This window comes from Mucilaginibacter sp. Bleaf8 (assembly GCF_018390515.1).
Lineage (GTDB): Bacteria > Bacteroidota > Bacteroidia > Sphingobacteriales > Sphingobacteriaceae > Mucilaginibacter.
Genome location: NZ_JAHBBK010000006.1, coordinates 143,627 through 161,217 on the forward strand (window position 1 = coordinate 143,627; position 17,591 = coordinate 161,217).

Genomic DNA, 17,591 nt, shown 5'->3' on the forward strand with positions numbered 1-17,591 from the left:
ATCAGTATTTGAGTTTATTTGGGGCTGGTGCAATGGCATCGGCCGGCTTCATGAATTTTAGCATTACATCGCCATTTTCAGAATAAAAAATCAACTTACGGCCCAGGCAGCCGCCTACACTCTGGCTAACAACCGGAATCTTTTCTACGTCCAATATATCAAAGGCAAATTCCGCATTACGCTGGCCAATCTGAAAAATACCATTTGCATCATGCCTGATGCTTCCGCCGAAAACCTTGGCTTTAAGGTTTGTTTTATAACTGCCCAACCGCAACATTTTCTGGATAAGGTTTTGCATAGCAATGTCACCGTATTTGTCGGACAATATACCATTTCCCGTTAGCTTGGGTAACATGAAGTGATTGATGCCGCCAAAACGCAACACCGGATCCCACAACACCACAGCCACACACGATCCAAGCACCGTATCAACCACATGCGGGCTCCGGTCTGCAAATACTTTTCCGGGAAGTAAATAAAACTTATCCATTTAACAGGCTAATTATTAAACCTTCTTGAAAACTGTGGGCCTGATTTGTACCAGGGGTAAATTCATATGGGCCACCGACTCGGAGTGCCCCAAAAATAAAAAGCCACCGCTTTGTAATTGTGTACACAGCTTTTTAATCACTTTCTCCTGCGTTTGCCGGTCAAAATAAATTAAAACGTTACGGCAAAATATGACTTGAAATTGCTGTAGCGGACTATAATCATCCTCAATAAAATTCAACCGCTCAAAGTTTACCCTGGCGCGCAACTCAGGCACAATCCGTACCGTTTTATTTTGCACATCCTTGCTTTTAAGTAAATACCTGCGTTTTAATGCAAGTGGCACAGGATTTACCTTATCTATTGCATAAACAGCGGTAACCGCACTGTTTAAAGCGCGTGTGGAGATGTCTGTACCCAGTATCTGGTATTCAAAACCCTTGTTTTTACTTTGAAATTCGCTGAGTACCATCGCCAGTGTGTAAGGTTCCTCACCGGTTGAGCAGCCTGCGCTCCAAACACGGAAAGCCTTACCAGCGGGCAATGCGTCCTGAGCAGCAGGCAACACCTCATTATACAGAAAATCAAAATGTACCGCTTCGCGAAAAAAGTCAGTTTTATTGGTCGTAACCAGATCCATCATGGGCACCAGTTCCAACCGTTGCCCTTCCGCACTAAAAACATAATCGCAATAGGCTTTGTACGAATTCAGATTTAGCGCTGTTAGCCTTTTTTGCAAACGCCCTTCCAGCATCAGCTTTTTTGATGACGGGAGCTTGATGCCATAATGCGTATAAATAAAAGCGCTTAACCGGCTAAAATCTGTATTGGAAAGCCCGCTGCCTAAAGGCTTAGATGGGGGAACATAACTCATATTGCTGCACCCTCATTAAAACTTTTCGTATTCTGAATCCAGCGAATCCATATTCAATTTCACCCCGTTCAATTTCTGCTTCGGTAACTTACCCGGTTTATTAGCACTGTTATTATAGCGCTTAGAAATCAGGTCGGATCGTATTGCAGTACGGGTTACTTTAGAAGCTGTTTCAAGCTTAAAGAAAGAGATCATATCTTTCAGCTGCTCGGCCTGAGCGGAAAGTTCTTCGGCACTGGCCGCCATTTCTTCTGATGTAGCCGCATTTTGCTGCGTTACCTGGTTGAGTTGCTGCATGGCATCGTTAATTTGCTCCGCACCCAAGTTTTGCTCGGCGCTGGATGCACTGATTTCCTCTACCAGGCGAGCCGTGTGCTGGATATCGGGCACAATGAGTCCTAATAAAATACCTGATTTTTCGGCAATGGTGACGCCCGATCTCGACAATTCAATAATTTCTGTTGCAGCAGCCTGCGATTTTTCAGCCAGCTTTCGCACCTCTGCCGCTACTACTGCAAAGCCCCTTCCCTGATCGCCTGCACGGGCGGCTTCCACGGCGGCGTTAAGCGCTAATATATTGGTCTGGCGGGCAATTTCACTGATTACATGAATCTTATCAGCAATCGACCGCATAGAGCCCAGGGCGTCTTGCACCGCGGTACTGCCATTCATTACATCGGTGGAAGCTTTAACCGCAATCTTTTTAGTTTCGATGGCGTTCTCGGCACTTTGCTGCACATTCGCTACCATCTCTTCCATTGAAGATGACACCTGCTCGGTGGCCGCGGCCTGTTCCGTTGCCCCTTCAGACATTTGTTCTGACGACGCACTTAACTCCTGGCTGGCTGCCACAATATGATCTGATGCAGAATTTACATACACAATTACCTCCTTGATTTTATCTGTCATCATTTTGAGGTCACTTAACACTACGCCAATCTCGTCATTGTTTTTTGGCTGTATGTCTACGGTCAAATCGCCTTCAGATAACCGCGAAATAACCTGTGATGCATAATCAATAGACCTACGTATACTTTTGATGATAGCTATTGAAACAACAACGGAGATAACAATACCCAACATAACAAAGATGCACGCACTGATTTTGGTTTCGGTATAAACGGCCTCCCCCTGCTGGTACTCGCGCTCAGCTACCGTCATTTGAATATTGATCAGTTGCCCGATCTTATTAATGGTAGGATCAATAGCCGGGTGAAGTGTATTCGGAATAAATACCGACAGCGCTTTTTTATCTCCTTTTGCCAAAATTTCATGCAGTTGGCCAAGCACGGCATCTGCATTTTGCATCAGTTTTTCTGCGTCTGCCGCTATAAGTTCTTCTTCGGGTGTACTATCGGCCGTTAAATAAGTTTTCCAGCTATCTTTAATAACTTGCTCGGCAGCTTTTATTTCCCGGTCGCCCGCTTTAAAGGCAAGCGCGCCCTTACTCATTTTGTGAGCATCATTCAGTATGCCGATGCCATACTGCGCAGCAATGATGTTTAATTGCTTTAAGCCAACCACACGGTCCTTGTAGATCGTTTCCAGCGAGCTGTTTACCTTGCTGATGTTAACAAGGTTATACACGCCCATAGCAACCAGTACTACAGATGACAGTAAAGCCAGAATAAAAAGCTTGGTTGATATTTTAATACGGTTCATAATCAATAGTTTATTTTTTTAGGTTTAGAAGATCAATACCGCTCGTACTTATCGTCTAACGTGTCTTTTCCGTTCATATTAAGCTGAATGCCTGAACGGCTTTTATAGCTTGCCGTGCTTCTGCTTTTAGGTGTCTGCTTTTTAACGGCAGGTATATTTGCGTTGCGCTGGCTAACCATTTGGCCGGGGTATGGTGCAGTTAAGCGCACATCGTTACCCAAATCAAAGTTAATTACATCCCTTAATTGCTCTGCCTGGCTGGCCAGTTCTTCCGAACTTGCAGCCATTTCTTCAGAGGTTGCTGCGTTTTGCTGAATAACCTGATTGAGTTGCTGCAGCGCATTATTCACTTCGGCTGCGCCGCTGTTTTGTTCGATACTCGATAAGCTGATTTCCTGTACCAGCCTGGCCGTTTTTTGTATCTCCGGAACAATAGCTTCTAAAAGCTGCCCTGATTTTTCGGCTACGGCAACGCCCGACCGGGAAAGGTTATTGATCTCAAGCGCTGCAGTCTGGCTGCGTTCGGCCAGTTTTCTTACCTCTGCCGCCACCACGGCAAAGCCTCTTCCATAATCACCGGCCCGGGCCGCCTCCACAGCAGCATTCAGTGCCAAGAGATTGGTTTGACGTGCAATATCACCGATAATAGTAATACGCTCAGCAATCTCTTTCATGGATTGTACCGTGTGATTAACAGCCTTACTGCCGTCCACAATATGAGTGGCGGCTTCGAGAGCAATACGCTCGGTCATGCGGGCATTTTCTGTATTTTGTTGTATCCCGGCGGCTATTTCTTCCATAGCAGAAGATACCTGTTCGGCAGATGCAGCCTGCTCCGTTGCCCCTTCAGACATTTGCTGGGCAGATGCGCTCATTTCGCCGCTGGCGGCCGATATATTGTCGGAAGCGGTTTGTACATAAGCCACCAATTCTTTAAGTTTTTTTACGATATTTTCGACGTTACGTACAATGATTATAGAAAAGCCCAAACCAAATACGATAGCACCGATAATAAGATATAAAGATTGCGAACGGGCATGCTCATAAATATCTGCTGATGTTTTATTAGCATTTTCGGCAGTTTTAAGCTGCAAATCGGACAGCCTGCTGATATTCTGCGTAACGGGATCAATTTTAGCATAAAGCTCTTTTTTAGCATAGGCCTCCAGGGCTACTGAATCTTTTCGTTGCAGAATATCTTCCAAATGATCAATCGATGCGTTGGCTTCTTCAATAAGAGGTGCTGTTTGCGTAGCCAGTTCTTTTTCATCTGCCGAAAGTACCGTGTTGCGGTAACTATACCAGCTTGCCTGTATATCATGACGTGCCTGACTGATACCGTGCAGGCCTGCCTGCCAGCTCAAATTACCGGCTCTGATCTTGTGAACACCGTCAACAATGGTTACGGCATACTGGTCTGAGACCACTTTTAACTGCCTTAACGGTAAAACATCGTTGTTAAACGTGTTCGCCTGAGAGTCATTTACTCTTTTAAGATCCCGTTCGGCATTAAAGCCTATAACCCCGATGATCAGAATCAGCATACCGACCAGCATATATAGCTTGGTAGATATCTTTATATTATTTATGCGCTGCATGGTTGCGGTTTGTTAATTTTCGGACAAGGCACTGATGTCGTCGACAGCAAAAACTTTGTCGATATTGATGGTTAGGATAAAATCTTCGTCGGCTTTGGCAATTCCCGAAACGTAATCCTCCCGGTAGCTGGCTCCCATACTTACGGGCGGTTGTATCTGGTCGGGCGTCAGGTCAATTACCTTTTGCACCGCATCTACAATGGCACCAACCTGCACCGGCCCGTTTTCGGTTTGGGTAGTTAGCACAATAATGCAGGTATCAATAGTAAAATCTGTTTCCTGCATGCGGAACTTGATGCGGGTATCAATAACCGGCAAAACATTACCCCTGAGGTTAATTACTCCACGCATAAAGTCAGGCGCGCCTGGTATTTTGGTAATAGGCTTCATTTCCAGAATTTCGAGCACCTGCCCTACATTAAATGCAAACAACTCCTGCTCCAGCCTGAAGGTCAGGTAGGCATGTATTTCGGTGTTAGCTGACATGTGTTAATCTTTTTCTTTGTAAATATTGTTCGGCTACCTTGATGGTATCCAGCACCAGGGCAATACTGCCATCGCCCAGAATGGTAGCCCCGGATATATTTTCTATCTTTTGATAGTGCTTGCCCAAGGACTTTAATACGGCCTGAAACTTGCCTATTACCCGGTCTACCAGTAAGGCTATCCGTTTTTCTTCAAAATACACAAGCACCACCTCACGCGCGGCGCTATCTGCTGCGGTACCGCCATATTCCTGTGAAAGATCAATGTAAGGTATCTGCTGACCGTCCAGAATCAGTACTTTATGGAAATGGTTGATTTGCTGAACTGCCGGAGCCTCCAGGCACCGCTCAACGGCCGAAAGCGGAATCACGTATGAGCCATCATTGATCTGTACCAGCAGCCCATCAATGATAGAAACAGTTAGCGGCAACTTAATAATGATTGTGGTGCCCTGGTTAACAACCGAGGTTATCTTGATTTGCCCCCGTATGTCTTCTATTTTACGCTTTACCACATCCATGCCTACGCCCCGCCCGGATATAGAACTGATCCGTTCGGCCGTAGAAAATCCGGGAAGGAAAATCAGGCTAAATATCTCTGCTTCACTTAAAACTTCATCCTTACCGATTAAGCCCTTTTCGATAGCCTTTAAACGGATTTTTTCCGGATCCATACCCCGGCCATCGTCCTGTATTTCAATGTAAACGTTTGTGCCTGCGCAATAGGCTTTGAACACAATGCGACCTTGTTTTCTCTTACCAAGCTTTAAGCGGGTTGCCTCGTCTTCAATACCGTGGTCAACACTGTTGCGCAACACGTGCATCAATGGGTCTGATAATCCCTCGATGATATTCTTATCCAGCTCGGTTTCCACCCCCTCGGTCACAAACTCAATTTCTTTATGCAGCTCATCTGCCAGGTCTCTTACCAGTCGGTTAAACGGGGTAAGCATTGTTTTAACAGGTAACAGGCATAAACTGAAAGCGTTGTCGCGTAGCCGGGTTAGTATTTTTTCGAAGTTTTCGGAAACTCCCATCAGCTCGGGCTGTGCACTCTCCCCCGCTATGATGCCCAATTTGGCCTGCAGGGTAATCAGCTCGCTAACCAGCCCCATCAGGTTATCCAGCTTTTCGGATGGCACCCTAATGCTCGAAATCACGTTGGTGCGTTGTGGCACAACTGTATTTGCGGCACCTGCCTGCGCTGGTTGTTCGGCTTGTATGCTCTTTACATCAACCGCGTCTACTTTCGGCTGTACCTCTTTGATATCAAGTTTACAACGCCCGGTTACAAATAAAAAAACCTGCTGTATAGCATCCAGACCGGCCGCTGTTTGAAGTTCAATATCCCACGAAGTGTAACAATACGTAGGCTCGATATCTTGCAGCGCTGGTATAGCTGCCGTGTTACAGGAAATATGGCACTCACCTAATGATTGCAGGTCGGCCAGTAAAGTAAGCGGATTGGTACCGTTATAAAACAGCTCCTGATGCGGTGCAAAATGAATAGCGTAGATTTTTACCCCTGCCTCCTGCTCATCATTATTGCTTGTAATAGATGCAGGTGTTTGATGTACCTTATTCAAGGCAGCTTCAATATCCTGAAGCAAGGTTGCTATGCGAACGTTAAGCGCTTTGTGTGTTTCACTGGCGGCCACAGATTGATCAGTAGGGCTTTTAACCAGCGTAAACAGATGATCTACCGCGGCCAGCGTGGTATTGAGTATCGGTTTAGTAAGCTGCTGCTGCCCGTTACGGATATATTCGTAAACAGATTCCAGCTGATGGGTAAAGTTTGCAACGATGCTAAAACCGAACATACTGCTGTTACCTTTAATGGTATGCAGGGCCCGGAAAACCTGCTGAATCAGCGCAGCATCATGTGGCGTTACCTCCATTAAAAGCAGCGCTTTTTCCACTTCTGAGAGCAATTCCAGGCTTTCTTCTATAAAGGTATCGTTGTACTGCTCCATTATTGTACAAGCTTGGTTACGGTGTTAACCAGTTTATCTTTAATTCCGTCTTTGTCAAACAATATCGTAGCCATAGAGGTACTAATAGTTTCCTCTACATGGTTAAACGGCGCACCCATAAAAAGGATAGCCGGCAAAAAGCGATAATAAGCTATGCTTCGCATTGCCTTAATGAGCGCAATGCCGTCCATTTCGGGCATATTCAAGTCGGTTATCAGTAAATCTATATCCTGCCCGTTCAGGTGTGCCAGGCCTTCGCTGCCACTGGTTGCCGAAATAACCTGATAACCTGCTTTTTTTAGGGCAAGGCTGGTTAGCCGGATCACCATATCCGAATCATCAACCAAAAGTATAGTGCGGCTTTTCATACTTTTTCTTTCGATACAAGATGAGTAAATCCTGAGAGGGCAAGCACGCGCTGCAGATACTCATCAGGTTCAAAAAGCAATTGGATGCGTTTACCCTCCACCTCAACGCTCTTTTTAAGTGCCGATAGCAACTGCAGACCAGCTACATCTATGCGCTCAATGTTTTGCAGATGAATATTGGCCCGGCTGTAAGTACGCAGAATGGTAAGCAACTCCGCTTGAATTGCGGCTGCATCGCGAACAATCAGACTACCTTCGAGAAAAATTTTTGCTGTATTTTCACTTACAGAATCCAAACGCACTTCAAAACTCATCAACCGGAAAAGAATAATTTCTTAATTGATGATTTTACGAATTCCATACAGATAAGTTACACCCTGCTGGAATAAGTTGTAAGGAGCAGCACACGCTGCTTATTGCGCTTGTAGCAGCTATTAAAGCCTAATATATTTATAAATGGAGGCGTTGTTTAATTACTACGGAGACAGCAAAAATTTATTTTTATTTTCAGGCAACCTTTTGTTTGCGGCATGCGTGATACACACAGATAAGGATTACAATTTAGCAGAAGCCCTCATGATGGGAGAAGCAGAACTACAACAACTGATTGCGGGATGCTTGCAGCAAAACCGGCAGGATCAAAAATTGCTGTATAAAGCATTTTATGGTTTTGCTATGTCGATATGTTTGCGATATGCGGGCAACAGGTATGAGGCTGCCGAAATTATGAACCAAGGTTTTATGAAAGTATTTACCCGTTTGCATAAGTACGAAAGCCATAAGCCCTTTGCCGCCTGGGTTGGCCGTATTATGATGAACACTTCGGTAGATTACTATCGCAGCAACCTGAAAATGGCTTTTATGGACAGCCTTGATTTAGCGCAGGACGTTGCCCATGATGACCGGACCGACAAGAAGCTGAATTACGATGACCTGCTGGCTATGGTTCAGCGCTTGCCAAGTGCTTACCGGACGGTTTTTAATTTATATGCTATTGAGGGATACAGCCATGAAGAGATTGCCGAGTTGCTGGGCATCAGTACCGGCACCTCTAAATCAAATCTTTTTAAAGCGCGTGAAAAGTTGAAACGCATGATAACGGATGCCGACTATCAGGCAACCGACAAGCCGGATGATTACCGGCATAAGATAGTAACCATAGGCGCCGTGAGCATCGGCATGTCTTTTCTGATTAATATGATAATGCAATGAAAGAACCTGACGAAAATAAACTGGACAAGCTTTTTAGAGACGGTTTTGCCGGCTCTGAAAAACGGGTTGCTTTTCGTGAGGAGGATTGGGCTGCCATGGAAAAATTACTGGATAAAAAATCCGGTAAACGGGCCGGTGCCTACCGCTTTATCTATTACGCATCAGGCATTGCCGCTGTGTTGCTGCTGGTATTGGGCTTGTACTTTTTCAATGGCAAGCAACAGCATACAGATAACCGTCAACAAAAACTAACTAAAAATTCCCCTTATAAACCTAAAAAGCATAACGACCAATCCGGGCAGGTTTCACATCATCCAGTTTCCGGGCCGCTGGTTAAACCAGAGCAGCTTGTAAACCGTAGTAGCCGAAAAAGCAAATCGTTCTTTCCCTTATCTGCTGCCCGGAAAGGTCGTTACCCTGATGCCAAACAAGATTTGTTGATTCAGGAAACAGTGGCGCAAACACCTGACAGTATGATAGCGCCGCCAACAGCAATACTTGCCGAAAATCAAACACAAACAGACAGGGCACCCGATAGTGCGATTGATACCGGCAACACAGCTACAGCACCTATTGAAACTGCGAACCCACTGGATAAGAAGACAAAATCTATTAAACCATATCTGAGAAACAAGCCACAGTTTACACTTAGCATACTGGCTGCGCCAGATTTAAACAACACGGGTAGCTTTGCAGGCGGCCAGGTAGGTACCAACGTCGGTATCCAGCTGGGGCTGCAGCTAACCAAACGTTTCAGCATTGCTACCGGCTTTGGCTATGCAGCTAAACCCTACCGGGCAAGCGGCTTTGCCTATAGCAATGCCTTCCAGCCGCCGGTACCGCCAACCTCTATTGCCGCCAACTGTAAGGTGCTGGATATACCGGTGAATGTCAATTATCAGTTATATGCAAAAGGCAGGGATGCCATTACCGTAGGTACGGGATTATCATCTTACCTGATGCTGCGCGAGCATTATCGCTTTGATTATGATAATACACCCGGCTTAGCCCCTTTCCGGCTGGATATCGCCAACCAGAACCAGCACTGGTTTGGGGTACTGAATATCAATGCCACTTACCAGCGGCGCATCAACAGCAAGTTTAGTGCTGTGGCGCAGCCGTACCTGAAACTGCCGCTTACGGGCATTGGTAACGGCAATGTTAATCTGCGCTCGGCCGGTGTGGCATTGGGTGTAAGCTGGAATATAAACACGTTCGGAAAACCAAAATAACATCATGAAATATATCGCCCTTATTTTACTTGTTTGGTTCGGTAACCAGGCGAGACAGGAGACTTACGTCTGCAAAAATGCCAAAATCAGCCTCTATTCTAAGGCTCCTTTAGAGGATATTGACGCTACGAGCACCCAAGGCACATCCGTGTTTAACGCCGCAACCGGCGATCTGGCCTTTAGTATGCCCATCCGGACGTTCAAGTTTGAAAAGTCGCTGATGCAGGAACATTTCAACGAGAACTATATGGAAAGCGACAAGTACCCTAACGCTACTTTCAAAGGCCGGATACAGGAAAAAATTGATGTACATAAAGACGGCACCTACCCTGTAACGGTTAGCGGCATACTGGATGTACATGGTATAAAGCAATCGCGCAGCATAAAAGGAACCGTAACGGTAAAAAATGATGCGGTAAGTATGGCCTCCGAATTTATTGTACAATGCAAAGACCATCAGATTGATATTCCACAACTGGTTTTCAAAAAAATAGCGGAGAGCATTCAAATTAAAGTAGCCGCTAATTACACACCCTACAAGAAATAACCCTACATAACCTTACTGCTTTATGATTAAAAGATGCTTCTTTTTGGCATGCCTTATAGCTACCGCTACACTCAGCAAGGCTCAGCAAACAACCGCACCAACCGACTCATCGGCCACCGATTCGCTGCTCAACAGCCTTACTGCCGATGAAAAACCGCAGCCGGTAATAGCTACCTTTAAATCTACCCGGCTTATTTTATCAGAAACCTCCGAAACCATTAAAAAGAATAATCTGAATTTTATGGTGATACACCGCTTTGGCGATATCGGCGGTGCTAACGGCGGCGGTAAAACGCTTTGGGGGCTTGATAATTCATCTGACATCTATATTGGTTTTGAGTATGGGCTTACCGATAACCTGGATATTGATTTTGGCCGAAGCAAATACGAGCAGTTATTGGAACTGGGTTTAAAGTACAACATACTACACCAAACAACCGACAATAGCATGCCGGTTGCCGTTACCGTAGTAGGCAAAACCGGCCTGAAGCCGTACGAGGTATCTACCAAAGTATTTGATGACTACACCAACCGGCTTAACTATTTTGCCCAGATTATTTTTGCCCGAAAGTTTTCATCGGCATTGTCTGTGCAGGTATCCCCTTCTTTTGTGCGCAACAACTTACCGTTCCCGTACATGGCCGGCAACCGCCAGGGATTTTTTGCCCTATCGGCAGCGGGGCGCTTAAAGTTCAGTAAGCGTATGGGTATCGTGCTTGATTATGCACATCCGTTTTCCTCTTACCGCGACAAAAGCACCAGCCCTAAGTTTTATGACCCTTCGGGCGTGGGGTTGGAAATTGAAACCGGTGGGCACGTATTTACTATAAACTTCACCAATGCCCAGGCCATATCGCCCATGAACTACCTGAGCGATACAGAATCAAAATGGACCAAAGGACAATACCGCTTAGGCTTTGCCATTACCCGGGTATTTGATTTTAACCGCAAACACAAAGGCACTTATAAATAACCTACCTCAACTTAACATTATGGACAGACAAGAATTTTTAGCCAAATTTGGTATAGGCATCGCAGCTATTTGTGCAGGATGTACGTTTGCATCATGCGGCAGCACCGTAAAAGATGATGATCCAACGCCTGATGACGGAACGGGCAGCAATCCGCCCGCAGGTGCGTTAGTGAGTGCCGACTTAAGTTCGGAATTAAGAAACGTGGGAGAATCCAAGGTAGCCAACGGCATCATCATCGTAAGGCTGGCTAGCGGCAATGCGCCAGAGTCGTTCACCGCTGTACAGGTGGCCTGTACACACCAGGGTGTAGCTATTAATTACAATAATGCCCAGGGTAGATTTGTTTGCCCTGCACACGGCAGCCAATTCAATACAACAGGCGATGTATTAGCCGGGCCTGCTACATCGGCGCTTAAAAAATATACCATCAATGTCAACGGCAGCACATTATCGGTTTCATCTTAAAACTGGTTTACTACATTTACCTATCGGGCAATTAAGCCTGATAGGTAATAGGGTTTACTCCTGCTTAATTATTTTATTAAGAAGCATACATGGCCGCTGCATTAGGTACACGACGTGCTTACAAATTAAAAAAGCTGATCGGCACCCAAGTACTGATTAACCAAACGAATAAGATCATTCCCAATTTGCCGGGCTTTGGCTGGCCCTATGCTTTTGATTGCCGCCAGTTGCTCAACCGACCGTGGTAGCTTTTCGGCTATTTGCCGCAGCATGGGGTCCGATAAAACGGCGCGTTCCATCACCTTTTGCTGCTCACTGTAATCTTTACGCCAAGCCAATAAGCTCTCGTAAAGCTGCAGGTGCCGAAGCTGCTTATCGGCCGGGGCTTTATTTTTGCGCAGGCTTTTGTACCCTGCGGCGGCGGCTTTACGGGCAGCCAGGTAAGCTTCGGGAGTAAATCCACTTTCTGCAATTTTAAGCTGTGCGCGCTTTTCCACCAAAAGATTAAATACGGTGTCGAGCAGCGATAACAATTCCGCTTCCTGAATTGCAGGCGCCCAAGGCAAGGCCACCACTTTTTGCAGATGAGCTATCGAGCTTTCCAGCTTGGGGCCAAAATACGCAGCTGCTTTTTGCAATCGTGCTAATAGTGCCGGCTGGCTGGCTATCCGCTCCAGGCTTTGGAGTGTGAGCACTTCCTGCCGCAAAAACTTGTGCGCTACCTGGCTCACTTCCTTTGTCAGAACAGTATCTATAAACTCATACGCCACTCTAAGCTCAGCACCCGGTGGCAAGCCGGATGTTTCTAACAGGCTTCCAATCTTTTTCCATCGGCTGTTTACGGTATCAAAATTCAGCATATCTTCGATCAGGTTGCGCTCATAAGCGCAAACCGCCTGCTCCAACATTGCCCGATCGGGCAGGCGGCTGGTGGCCGATGCCATAAAGCGGATCACGCCAGGGTCGGTGATCAGGTTACGAGCCTCAACCGGCGCGTTTAAAACAAGCCCTTCCAAACTGCGGCATCGGCTTAGCGCTACATAAGCCTGCCCATGCGCAAAGGCGCTGCTTACATCAACCACCGCGCGGTCAAAAGTAAGGCCCTGGCTTTTATGAATGGTAATAGCCCATGCCAGCCTGAGCGGATATTGCGTAAAGGAACCGGCATCCGTTTCGGCAATTTGTCCGTCAGTTTCGCTCAGTGCATACTTTACGTTTCGCCATATCTCCGGCAAAACGGTAAACTCCGAGCCATCGTCCTGAAAGCGTAGCTGAATAGCGCCATTGCTAATGGCAATTACTTTGCCCATACGCCCGTTGTAATATTGCTTTTTACCTGATGAATCGTTTTTAGTGAACATTACCTGTGCGCCTGCTTTTAACATCAGATCTTCCTCAACAGGAAAGGCATCCTTCGGAAAGTCGCCCGATATGGTGGCTTTAAAGGTGTGCACAGTACCCTCCATGCTTTCCAGTCGCTCGCGGTTAACCGCTGTAACCATACCGTTGTGCGTGGTCAGGGTGATATATTCCTGCAACTCGGCCGGGTCGGCCGAAGGCCGGTAAGCGGCATTTAGCTTATCGAGCAACCGGTTTTCCAGCTGACCGCTCCGGATACCGTTCAGGATATCAATAAACACAGGGTCAGACTGGCGGTATACCTGTGTAAGTTCAAATGTAATCAGCGGTGCTGATTTGATAACCTGGCTGTCAAAAAAATAGGGACTTGCATAATATTTATGCAGCAGTTGCCAATCCTGGTTTACCACGGGCGGTAGCTGGTACAGGTCGCCGATCAGCAGTACCTGCACACCTCCAAACGGCCTTGCCGAACCATTGATCCAGCGCAGTGCCCTATCCACATAATCCAGCGTATCGGCACGCACCATACTGATTTCGTCGATAATGAGCACTTCCAGGCAGCGTAACAGCTTGCGCTTATCTGCCGAAAAGTTAACCCGAAAAGCGTCGTCTTCCACGCCTGCCTCCTGTTGCGGAATTACCGGGCCGAATGGAATTTGAAAAAGCGAATGCAGCGTAACGCCACCGGCATTCAGCGCTGCAACTGCTGTGGGCGCTGCAACTGTCAGGTTCCTGGACAGGTTGGCCCGTATATAACGCAATAAAGTGGTTTTACCTGTACCTGCCTTACCGGTTAAAAACACCGGCTCGCGGGTTTGCATTAAAAAATCCAGCAGTAAACGAGCTTGTTCATTTAAACTGTCTGTATCACCTGCGGTGGGTATCTGTTCTGCTCTTTCCATCTCCAATTGGCAAAGGTAAGCACCATCAGGCGATTGAAGTGCAAGACATCCATAATAACCGCAGGATATTATTAGACTATTAACCAGCCCATTTAATCTGCATCGGAGTTAGCAGCTTGATTTTGAGTACGGATAACTGCCAGCGAATCCTGCTCAAATCCGAGCTTATGAAGGATGTCGGTAATAAAGGTTGTTTTGCCCTCCACATAGCGATCAATATCCGTAGCGAACTGCGCTGCAAGCTTTTCTTTTAAAAGTGCATAAGCTTGTGCCTCACCGGGGTAAGTACGAAGGTAGTTGCGGAACTTAAGATGATTCATCAGGCTTAAGCTATCCTGCAGGCAAACATACAAATGATGATCCGGCCATATCCTATCAGTTCCATCTAAGGGCACCTGCGGCGATAGGCATTCAAATGCTTCTCTGCCGGCTATGCCCAAATCCCCTTTATGCCGGTACCCCAGCTCCCCCAGCTTCATGATGGTAGCGTTCAGCTTATCCGTATCGTTTACAATGATATCGATATCAATTATAGGCTTTGCTTTAAGTCCGGGTACGGATGTGCTCCCCACATGCTCAATTGCCAGCACCAAGCCTGATAGCTTTTTCTGGTAAACTTCCTTTAACTGCCTGAATACAACCGGCCATTGGTTTGAATAAGCTGTAACCACTATTGATTTTGATGATGCCACGATGCCCCCCTGTTAAATTAACTACTTACTAAAGTATAAATAAACCCTATCATTACCCATTTCACTCTATTCGTTGCTATTTACCTCGTTTTTCTTAAACTTCAATTAAAGATAATTTTGCGCAACCACTACGGGAAACAAAACCGGCATTCAGCAACTTATCCTAAAGGTTTGCTTGCCCAGAAAGAAACCGAAAAACATACATGCAGAAAGATCGTCATACAGAAAAAGAATACTTAGAACAGTTTGTACGCGTAAAAGGCGCCCGGGAGCATAACCTTAAGAATGTGAGTGTTGATATTCCGCGTAACGCCCTTGTGGTGTTTACGGGCGTGTCAGGCTCGGGCAAATCATCCCTGGCCTTTGGCACACTGTACGCCGAGGCTCAACGGCGGTATCTGGAATCGGTTTCGCCTTATGCGCGCCGGCTGTTTAACCAGATGAGCGTTCCGGAGGTGGATGATATTGAAGGCCTGCCTCCGGCTGTTGCCTTACAGCAGCAACGGGGCGGTGTGAGTACCCTCTCATCGGTTGGAAGTGTAACCACTTTATCCAACCTGTTGCGTATGCTTTACTCGCGGGCAGGCGATTACCCCGAGGGGCAATCGATCCTGTATGCCGAATCCTTCTCGCCCAATACACCGGATGGTGCCTGCCCGGAATGCCATGGCCTGGGGCGGGTTTATGAAGTTACCGAGCAATCGATGGTGCCTAATCCAGATCTGACCATTCGTGAGCGTGCCATTGCCGCCTGGCCTACGGCCTGGGGCGGACAAAACCAGCGCGATATACTAACCACCATGGGGTATGATGTAGATATACCCTGGAAGGACTTACCTGCCGACACCCGGACCTGGATTTTATTTACGGAAGAGCAGCCCGTTGTGCCGGTGTACCCCGGCCTGGATAAAGACCAGGTAAAAAAGGCTATTAAAGCCAAGCAACCACCCGACTATATGGGCACCTTTACCGGGGTTAAGCGGTATGTAATGCAAACATTTGCCACCACGCAAAGCCAGCTGATGAAAAAGCGGGTAGCACAATACATGCTGAGTGCAGCATGCCCGCTTTGCCAGGGTAAGCGACTGAAGCCGGAATCACTGTCGGTAAAGTTTGCTGGTTTGGATATAGCCGAAATGGCACGCGAGCCGCTTGCACGTTTGGCAGATTTGTTCCGCCCGTTTGCAGCACCGCAAAACCAGCCTGAAGGAACTGACGCACAACCTGAAAAAGCCCTGGTAAAACAACGCATTGCCGAAGATTTGGTTGCACGGTTAAACGTGATACTGGATTTGGGCTTGGGTTATCTGACACTTGAAAGAAGCACACCTACACTTTCTCCCGGCGAACTGCAGCGCCTGCGCCTGGCAACGCAGGTACGGTCCAACCTGTTTGGGGTGGTTTATGTATTGGACGAACCTTCGGCCGGACTGCACCCTGCAGATACGGAGGCACTATTGCGGGCACTTGACCGGCTAAAGGCTGCCGGTAATTCCCTCTTTGTGGTTGAGCATGAGATTGACGTTATACGCCATGCCGACTGGATTGTGGATGTAGGCCCGGCCGCGGGCGAAAACGGTGGCCAGGTACTGTACAGTGGTTTACCTGAAGGTTTGAAATCTGTAAAGGAGTCGGTGACCAGACGCTATGTTTATAGCGAACACCGAATTGAAGCCGAACCTGTACGAGAGCCTAAAGGCTGGCTGCAACTGCAAGGCGTCAGCCGCAACAACCTCAATAACCTGGAGGTTACATTCCCGCTCGGTGTGTTTACCAGCGTTACGGGCATCTCTGGTTCAGGCAAAAGCAGCCTGGTTAGCCAGGTTATGGTAGAACTGGTGGCAAAAAGTTTGGGCGTCAAAGCAGATCTATCCGCAGAAGAAGAAACTGACCCGCTCGAAACAACGCCGGCACCTGTTACCGGCGGACATATTACAAGCGGCCTGGAACTCATTAAGCGTATGGTGGTGGTTGATCAGAAACCTATCGGCCGTACGCCGCGGTCAAACCTGGCTACCTATACCGGCCTGTTCGACCAGATGCGAAAACTGTTTGCAGCCACGCCAATGGCGAAAGCACGCAAGTACGATGCAGGACGTTTTTCATTCAATGTAGCCAAAGGGCGCTGCCTGCATTGTGAGGGCGAAGGCTTTGTAATGGTAGAGCTGCTTTTTTTACCCAGTGTATATGCACCCTGCCCTACTTGCCAGGGCACCCGCTACAATGCCAAAACACTGGAGGTTACCTATGGCGACAAAAACATAGCCGACATACTGGCCATGACCGTAGATGAAGCTTATGAGTTTTTTGCTGAAGAGCCGCTGTTAGGAAGATCTTTGGATGTAATACGCCAGGTTGGGCTGGGATACTTGCGGTTAGGCCAGCCGGCAACTGAGCTGTCAGGCGGCGAGGCGCAACGCATAAAGCTGGCCACAGAACTGCAGCGTACGCAACATGGCAATACGCTGTACATACTGGATGAGCCCACCACCGGCCTGCACCCTGCCGATGTAGAAAAGCTGATGATTCAACTGCAAGGACTGGTTGATGCCGGCAACACCGTAATTGTGGTGGAGCATGATATGGACGTAATTGCAGCCAGTGATTTTGTGATTGATATGGGGCCAGACGCAGGCCAGGAAGGCGGTCGAATAGTTGCCAGCGGCACACCGGCAAGCGTTTCTACATCGAAATACAGTAAAACTGCACCCTATTTGAAGAAACGTTTAAAATAAATCTTATCAAACCGGCCTTCG

General features: G+C 47.2%; 16 protein-coding genes. 6 read left to right on the top strand and 10 right to left on the bottom strand.

Translation table 11 applies throughout. The annotated features are described in order from the left end of the window. Position 1: 1 nt before the first annotated feature. Genes KHS38_RS20465 through KHS38_RS20500 form a run of 8 tightly spaced genes read right to left on the bottom strand, consistent with a single transcriptional unit; the run spans position 2 to position 7,763 of the window. On the bottom strand, positions 2–490 hold the full coding sequence (locus tag KHS38_RS20465; protein WP_213490488.1) for a chemotaxis protein CheD: 489 nt from the start codon (positions 488–490) through the stop codon (positions 2–4). Positions 491–505: 15 nt separating this feature from the next. Beyond that, positions 506–1,363, bottom strand: coding sequence for a CheR family methyltransferase (locus KHS38_RS20470; protein WP_213490491.1), 858 nt, complete (start codon positions 1,361–1,363; stop codon positions 506–508). Between the two features lie 15 nt (positions 1,364–1,378). Further along, positions 1,379–3,025, bottom strand: a complete 1,647-nt coding sequence (locus tag KHS38_RS20475) for a methyl-accepting chemotaxis protein (RefSeq protein ID WP_213490493.1) — start codon at positions 3,023–3,025, stop codon at positions 1,379–1,381. Between the two features lie 32 nt (positions 3,026–3,057). Further along, entirely contained in the window at positions 3,058–4,623 is a 1,566-nt protein-coding gene (locus KHS38_RS20480; RefSeq protein WP_213490495.1) for a HAMP domain-containing methyl-accepting chemotaxis protein, read from the bottom strand. Positions 4,624–4,635: 12 nt separating this feature from the next. Further along, complete coding sequence (locus KHS38_RS20485; RefSeq protein WP_213490497.1) at positions 4,636–5,109, bottom strand: chemotaxis protein CheW; 474 nt, start codon at positions 5,107–5,109, stop codon at positions 4,636–4,638. Continuing rightward, positions 5,099–7,081: a chemotaxis protein CheA gene (locus tag KHS38_RS20490; protein ID WP_213490499.1), complete on the bottom strand. Its 1,983-nt coding sequence runs from the start codon at positions 7,079–7,081 to the stop codon at positions 5,099–5,101. Before KHS38_RS20490 ends, KHS38_RS20485 begins: the two co-directional genes overlap by 11 nt. Continuing rightward, positions 7,081–7,449: a response regulator gene (locus KHS38_RS20495; protein ID WP_213490501.1), complete on the bottom strand. Its 369-nt coding sequence runs from the start codon at positions 7,447–7,449 to the stop codon at positions 7,081–7,083. Before KHS38_RS20495 ends, KHS38_RS20490 begins: the two co-directional genes overlap by 1 nt. Beyond that, on the bottom strand, positions 7,446–7,763 hold the full coding sequence (locus KHS38_RS20500) for an STAS domain-containing protein (protein WP_213490502.1): 318 nt from the start codon (positions 7,761–7,763) through the stop codon (positions 7,446–7,448). The genes KHS38_RS20495 and KHS38_RS20500 overlap by 4 nt, the downstream gene beginning before the upstream one ends. Positions 7,764–8,025: 262 nt before the next feature. Between KHS38_RS20500 and KHS38_RS20505 the strand changes: the two genes are divergently transcribed. The 5 genes from KHS38_RS20505 to KHS38_RS20525 are packed head-to-tail and all read left to right on the top strand — an operon-like array spanning position 8,026 to position 11,879. Beyond that, the gene (locus KHS38_RS20505) at positions 8,026–8,661 is read left to right on the top strand and encodes an RNA polymerase sigma factor (RefSeq protein ID WP_249665502.1); all 636 of its coding nucleotides are present in this window, start codon (positions 8,026–8,028) and stop codon (positions 8,659–8,661) included. Beyond that, the gene (locus KHS38_RS20510) at positions 8,658–9,893 is read left to right on the top strand and encodes a hypothetical protein (protein ID WP_213490504.1); all 1,236 of its coding nucleotides are present in this window, start codon (positions 8,658–8,660) and stop codon (positions 9,891–9,893) included. Before KHS38_RS20505 ends, KHS38_RS20510 begins: the two co-directional genes overlap by 4 nt. Positions 9,894–9,897: 4 nt before the next feature. Beyond that, positions 9,898–10,440 carry a YceI family protein gene (locus KHS38_RS20515; protein WP_213490505.1) on the top strand — a complete coding sequence of 181 codons (543 nt, stop codon included), beginning with the start codon at positions 9,898–9,900 and terminating at the stop codon, positions 10,438–10,440. A 22-nt stretch (positions 10,441–10,462) separates the two neighbouring features. Next, on the top strand, positions 10,463–11,413 hold the full coding sequence (locus tag KHS38_RS20520; protein WP_213490507.1) for a DUF5777 family beta-barrel protein: 951 nt from the start codon (positions 10,463–10,465) through the stop codon (positions 11,411–11,413). Positions 11,414–11,432: 19 nt separating this feature from the next. Further along, a complete protein-coding gene (locus KHS38_RS20525) occupies positions 11,433–11,879 on the top strand; it encodes a QcrA and Rieske domain-containing protein (RefSeq protein WP_213490508.1) in 447 nt (148 codons plus the stop codon). 125 nt (positions 11,880–12,004) lie between these two features. Here KHS38_RS20525 and KHS38_RS20530 read toward each other — a convergent pair whose 3' ends face one another. After that, the gene (locus tag KHS38_RS20530; RefSeq protein ID WP_213490510.1) at positions 12,005–14,143 is read right to left on the bottom strand and encodes an HRDC domain-containing protein; all 2,139 of its coding nucleotides are present in this window, start codon (positions 14,141–14,143) and stop codon (positions 12,005–12,007) included. A 92-nt stretch (positions 14,144–14,235) separates the two neighbouring features. Further along, complete coding sequence (locus KHS38_RS20535) at positions 14,236–14,835, bottom strand: GrpB family protein (protein WP_213490511.1); 600 nt, start codon at positions 14,833–14,835, stop codon at positions 14,236–14,238. A gap of 203 nt (positions 14,836–15,038) precedes the next feature. Between KHS38_RS20535 and uvrA the strand changes: the two genes are divergently transcribed. Beyond that, positions 15,039–17,570 (top strand): excinuclease ABC subunit UvrA, encoded by a 2,532-nt coding sequence (gene uvrA / locus KHS38_RS20540; RefSeq protein WP_213490513.1) that lies wholly within the window; start codon positions 15,039–15,041, stop codon positions 17,568–17,570. Positions 17,571–17,591: the final 21 nt, after the last annotated feature.

Excerpts from the sequence above, each read along its gene's own strand:
- KHS38_RS20515 (WP_213490505.1), top strand. The coding sequence starts at position 9,898 with ATGAAATATATCGCCCTTATTTTACTTGTTTGGTTCGGTAACCAGGCG.
- KHS38_RS20485 (WP_213490497.1), bottom strand. The coding sequence starts at position 5,109 with ATGTCAGCTAACACCGAAATACATGCCTACCTGACCTTCAGGCTGGAG.
- KHS38_RS20490 (WP_213490499.1), bottom strand. The coding sequence starts at position 7,081 with ATGGAGCAGTACAACGATACCTTTATAGAAGAAAGCCTGGAATTGCTC.
- KHS38_RS20510 (WP_213490504.1), top strand. The coding sequence starts at position 8,658 with ATGAAAGAACCTGACGAAAATAAACTGGACAAGCTTTTTAGAGACGGT.
- KHS38_RS20500 (WP_213490502.1), bottom strand. The coding sequence starts at position 7,763 with ATGAGTTTTGAAGTGCGTTTGGATTCTGTAAGTGAAAATACAGCAAAA.
- KHS38_RS20505 (WP_249665502.1), top strand. The coding sequence starts at position 8,026 with ATGATGGGAGAAGCAGAACTACAACAACTGATTGCGGGATGCTTGCAG.
- KHS38_RS20530 (WP_213490510.1), bottom strand. The coding sequence starts at position 14,143 with ATGGAAAGAGCAGAACAGATACCCACCGCAGGTGATACAGACAGTTTA.
- KHS38_RS20520 (WP_213490507.1), top strand. The coding sequence starts at position 10,463 with ATGATTAAAAGATGCTTCTTTTTGGCATGCCTTATAGCTACCGCTACA.
- KHS38_RS20470 (WP_213490491.1), bottom strand. The coding sequence starts at position 1,363 with ATGAGTTATGTTCCCCCATCTAAGCCTTTAGGCAGCGGGCTTTCCAAT.
- KHS38_RS20495 (WP_213490501.1), bottom strand. The coding sequence starts at position 7,449 with ATGAAAAGCCGCACTATACTTTTGGTTGATGATTCGGATATGGTGATC.
- uvrA (WP_213490513.1), top strand. The coding sequence starts at position 15,039 with ATGCAGAAAGATCGTCATACAGAAAAAGAATACTTAGAACAGTTTGTA.
- KHS38_RS20480 (WP_213490495.1), bottom strand. The coding sequence starts at position 4,623 with ATGCAGCGCATAAATAATATAAAGATATCTACCAAGCTATATATGCTG.
- KHS38_RS20475 (WP_213490493.1), bottom strand. The coding sequence starts at position 3,025 with ATGAACCGTATTAAAATATCAACCAAGCTTTTTATTCTGGCTTTACTG.
- KHS38_RS20525 (WP_213490508.1), top strand. The coding sequence starts at position 11,433 with ATGGACAGACAAGAATTTTTAGCCAAATTTGGTATAGGCATCGCAGCT.
- KHS38_RS20465 (WP_213490488.1), bottom strand. The coding sequence starts at position 490 with ATGGATAAGTTTTATTTACTTCCCGGAAAAGTATTTGCAGACCGGAGC.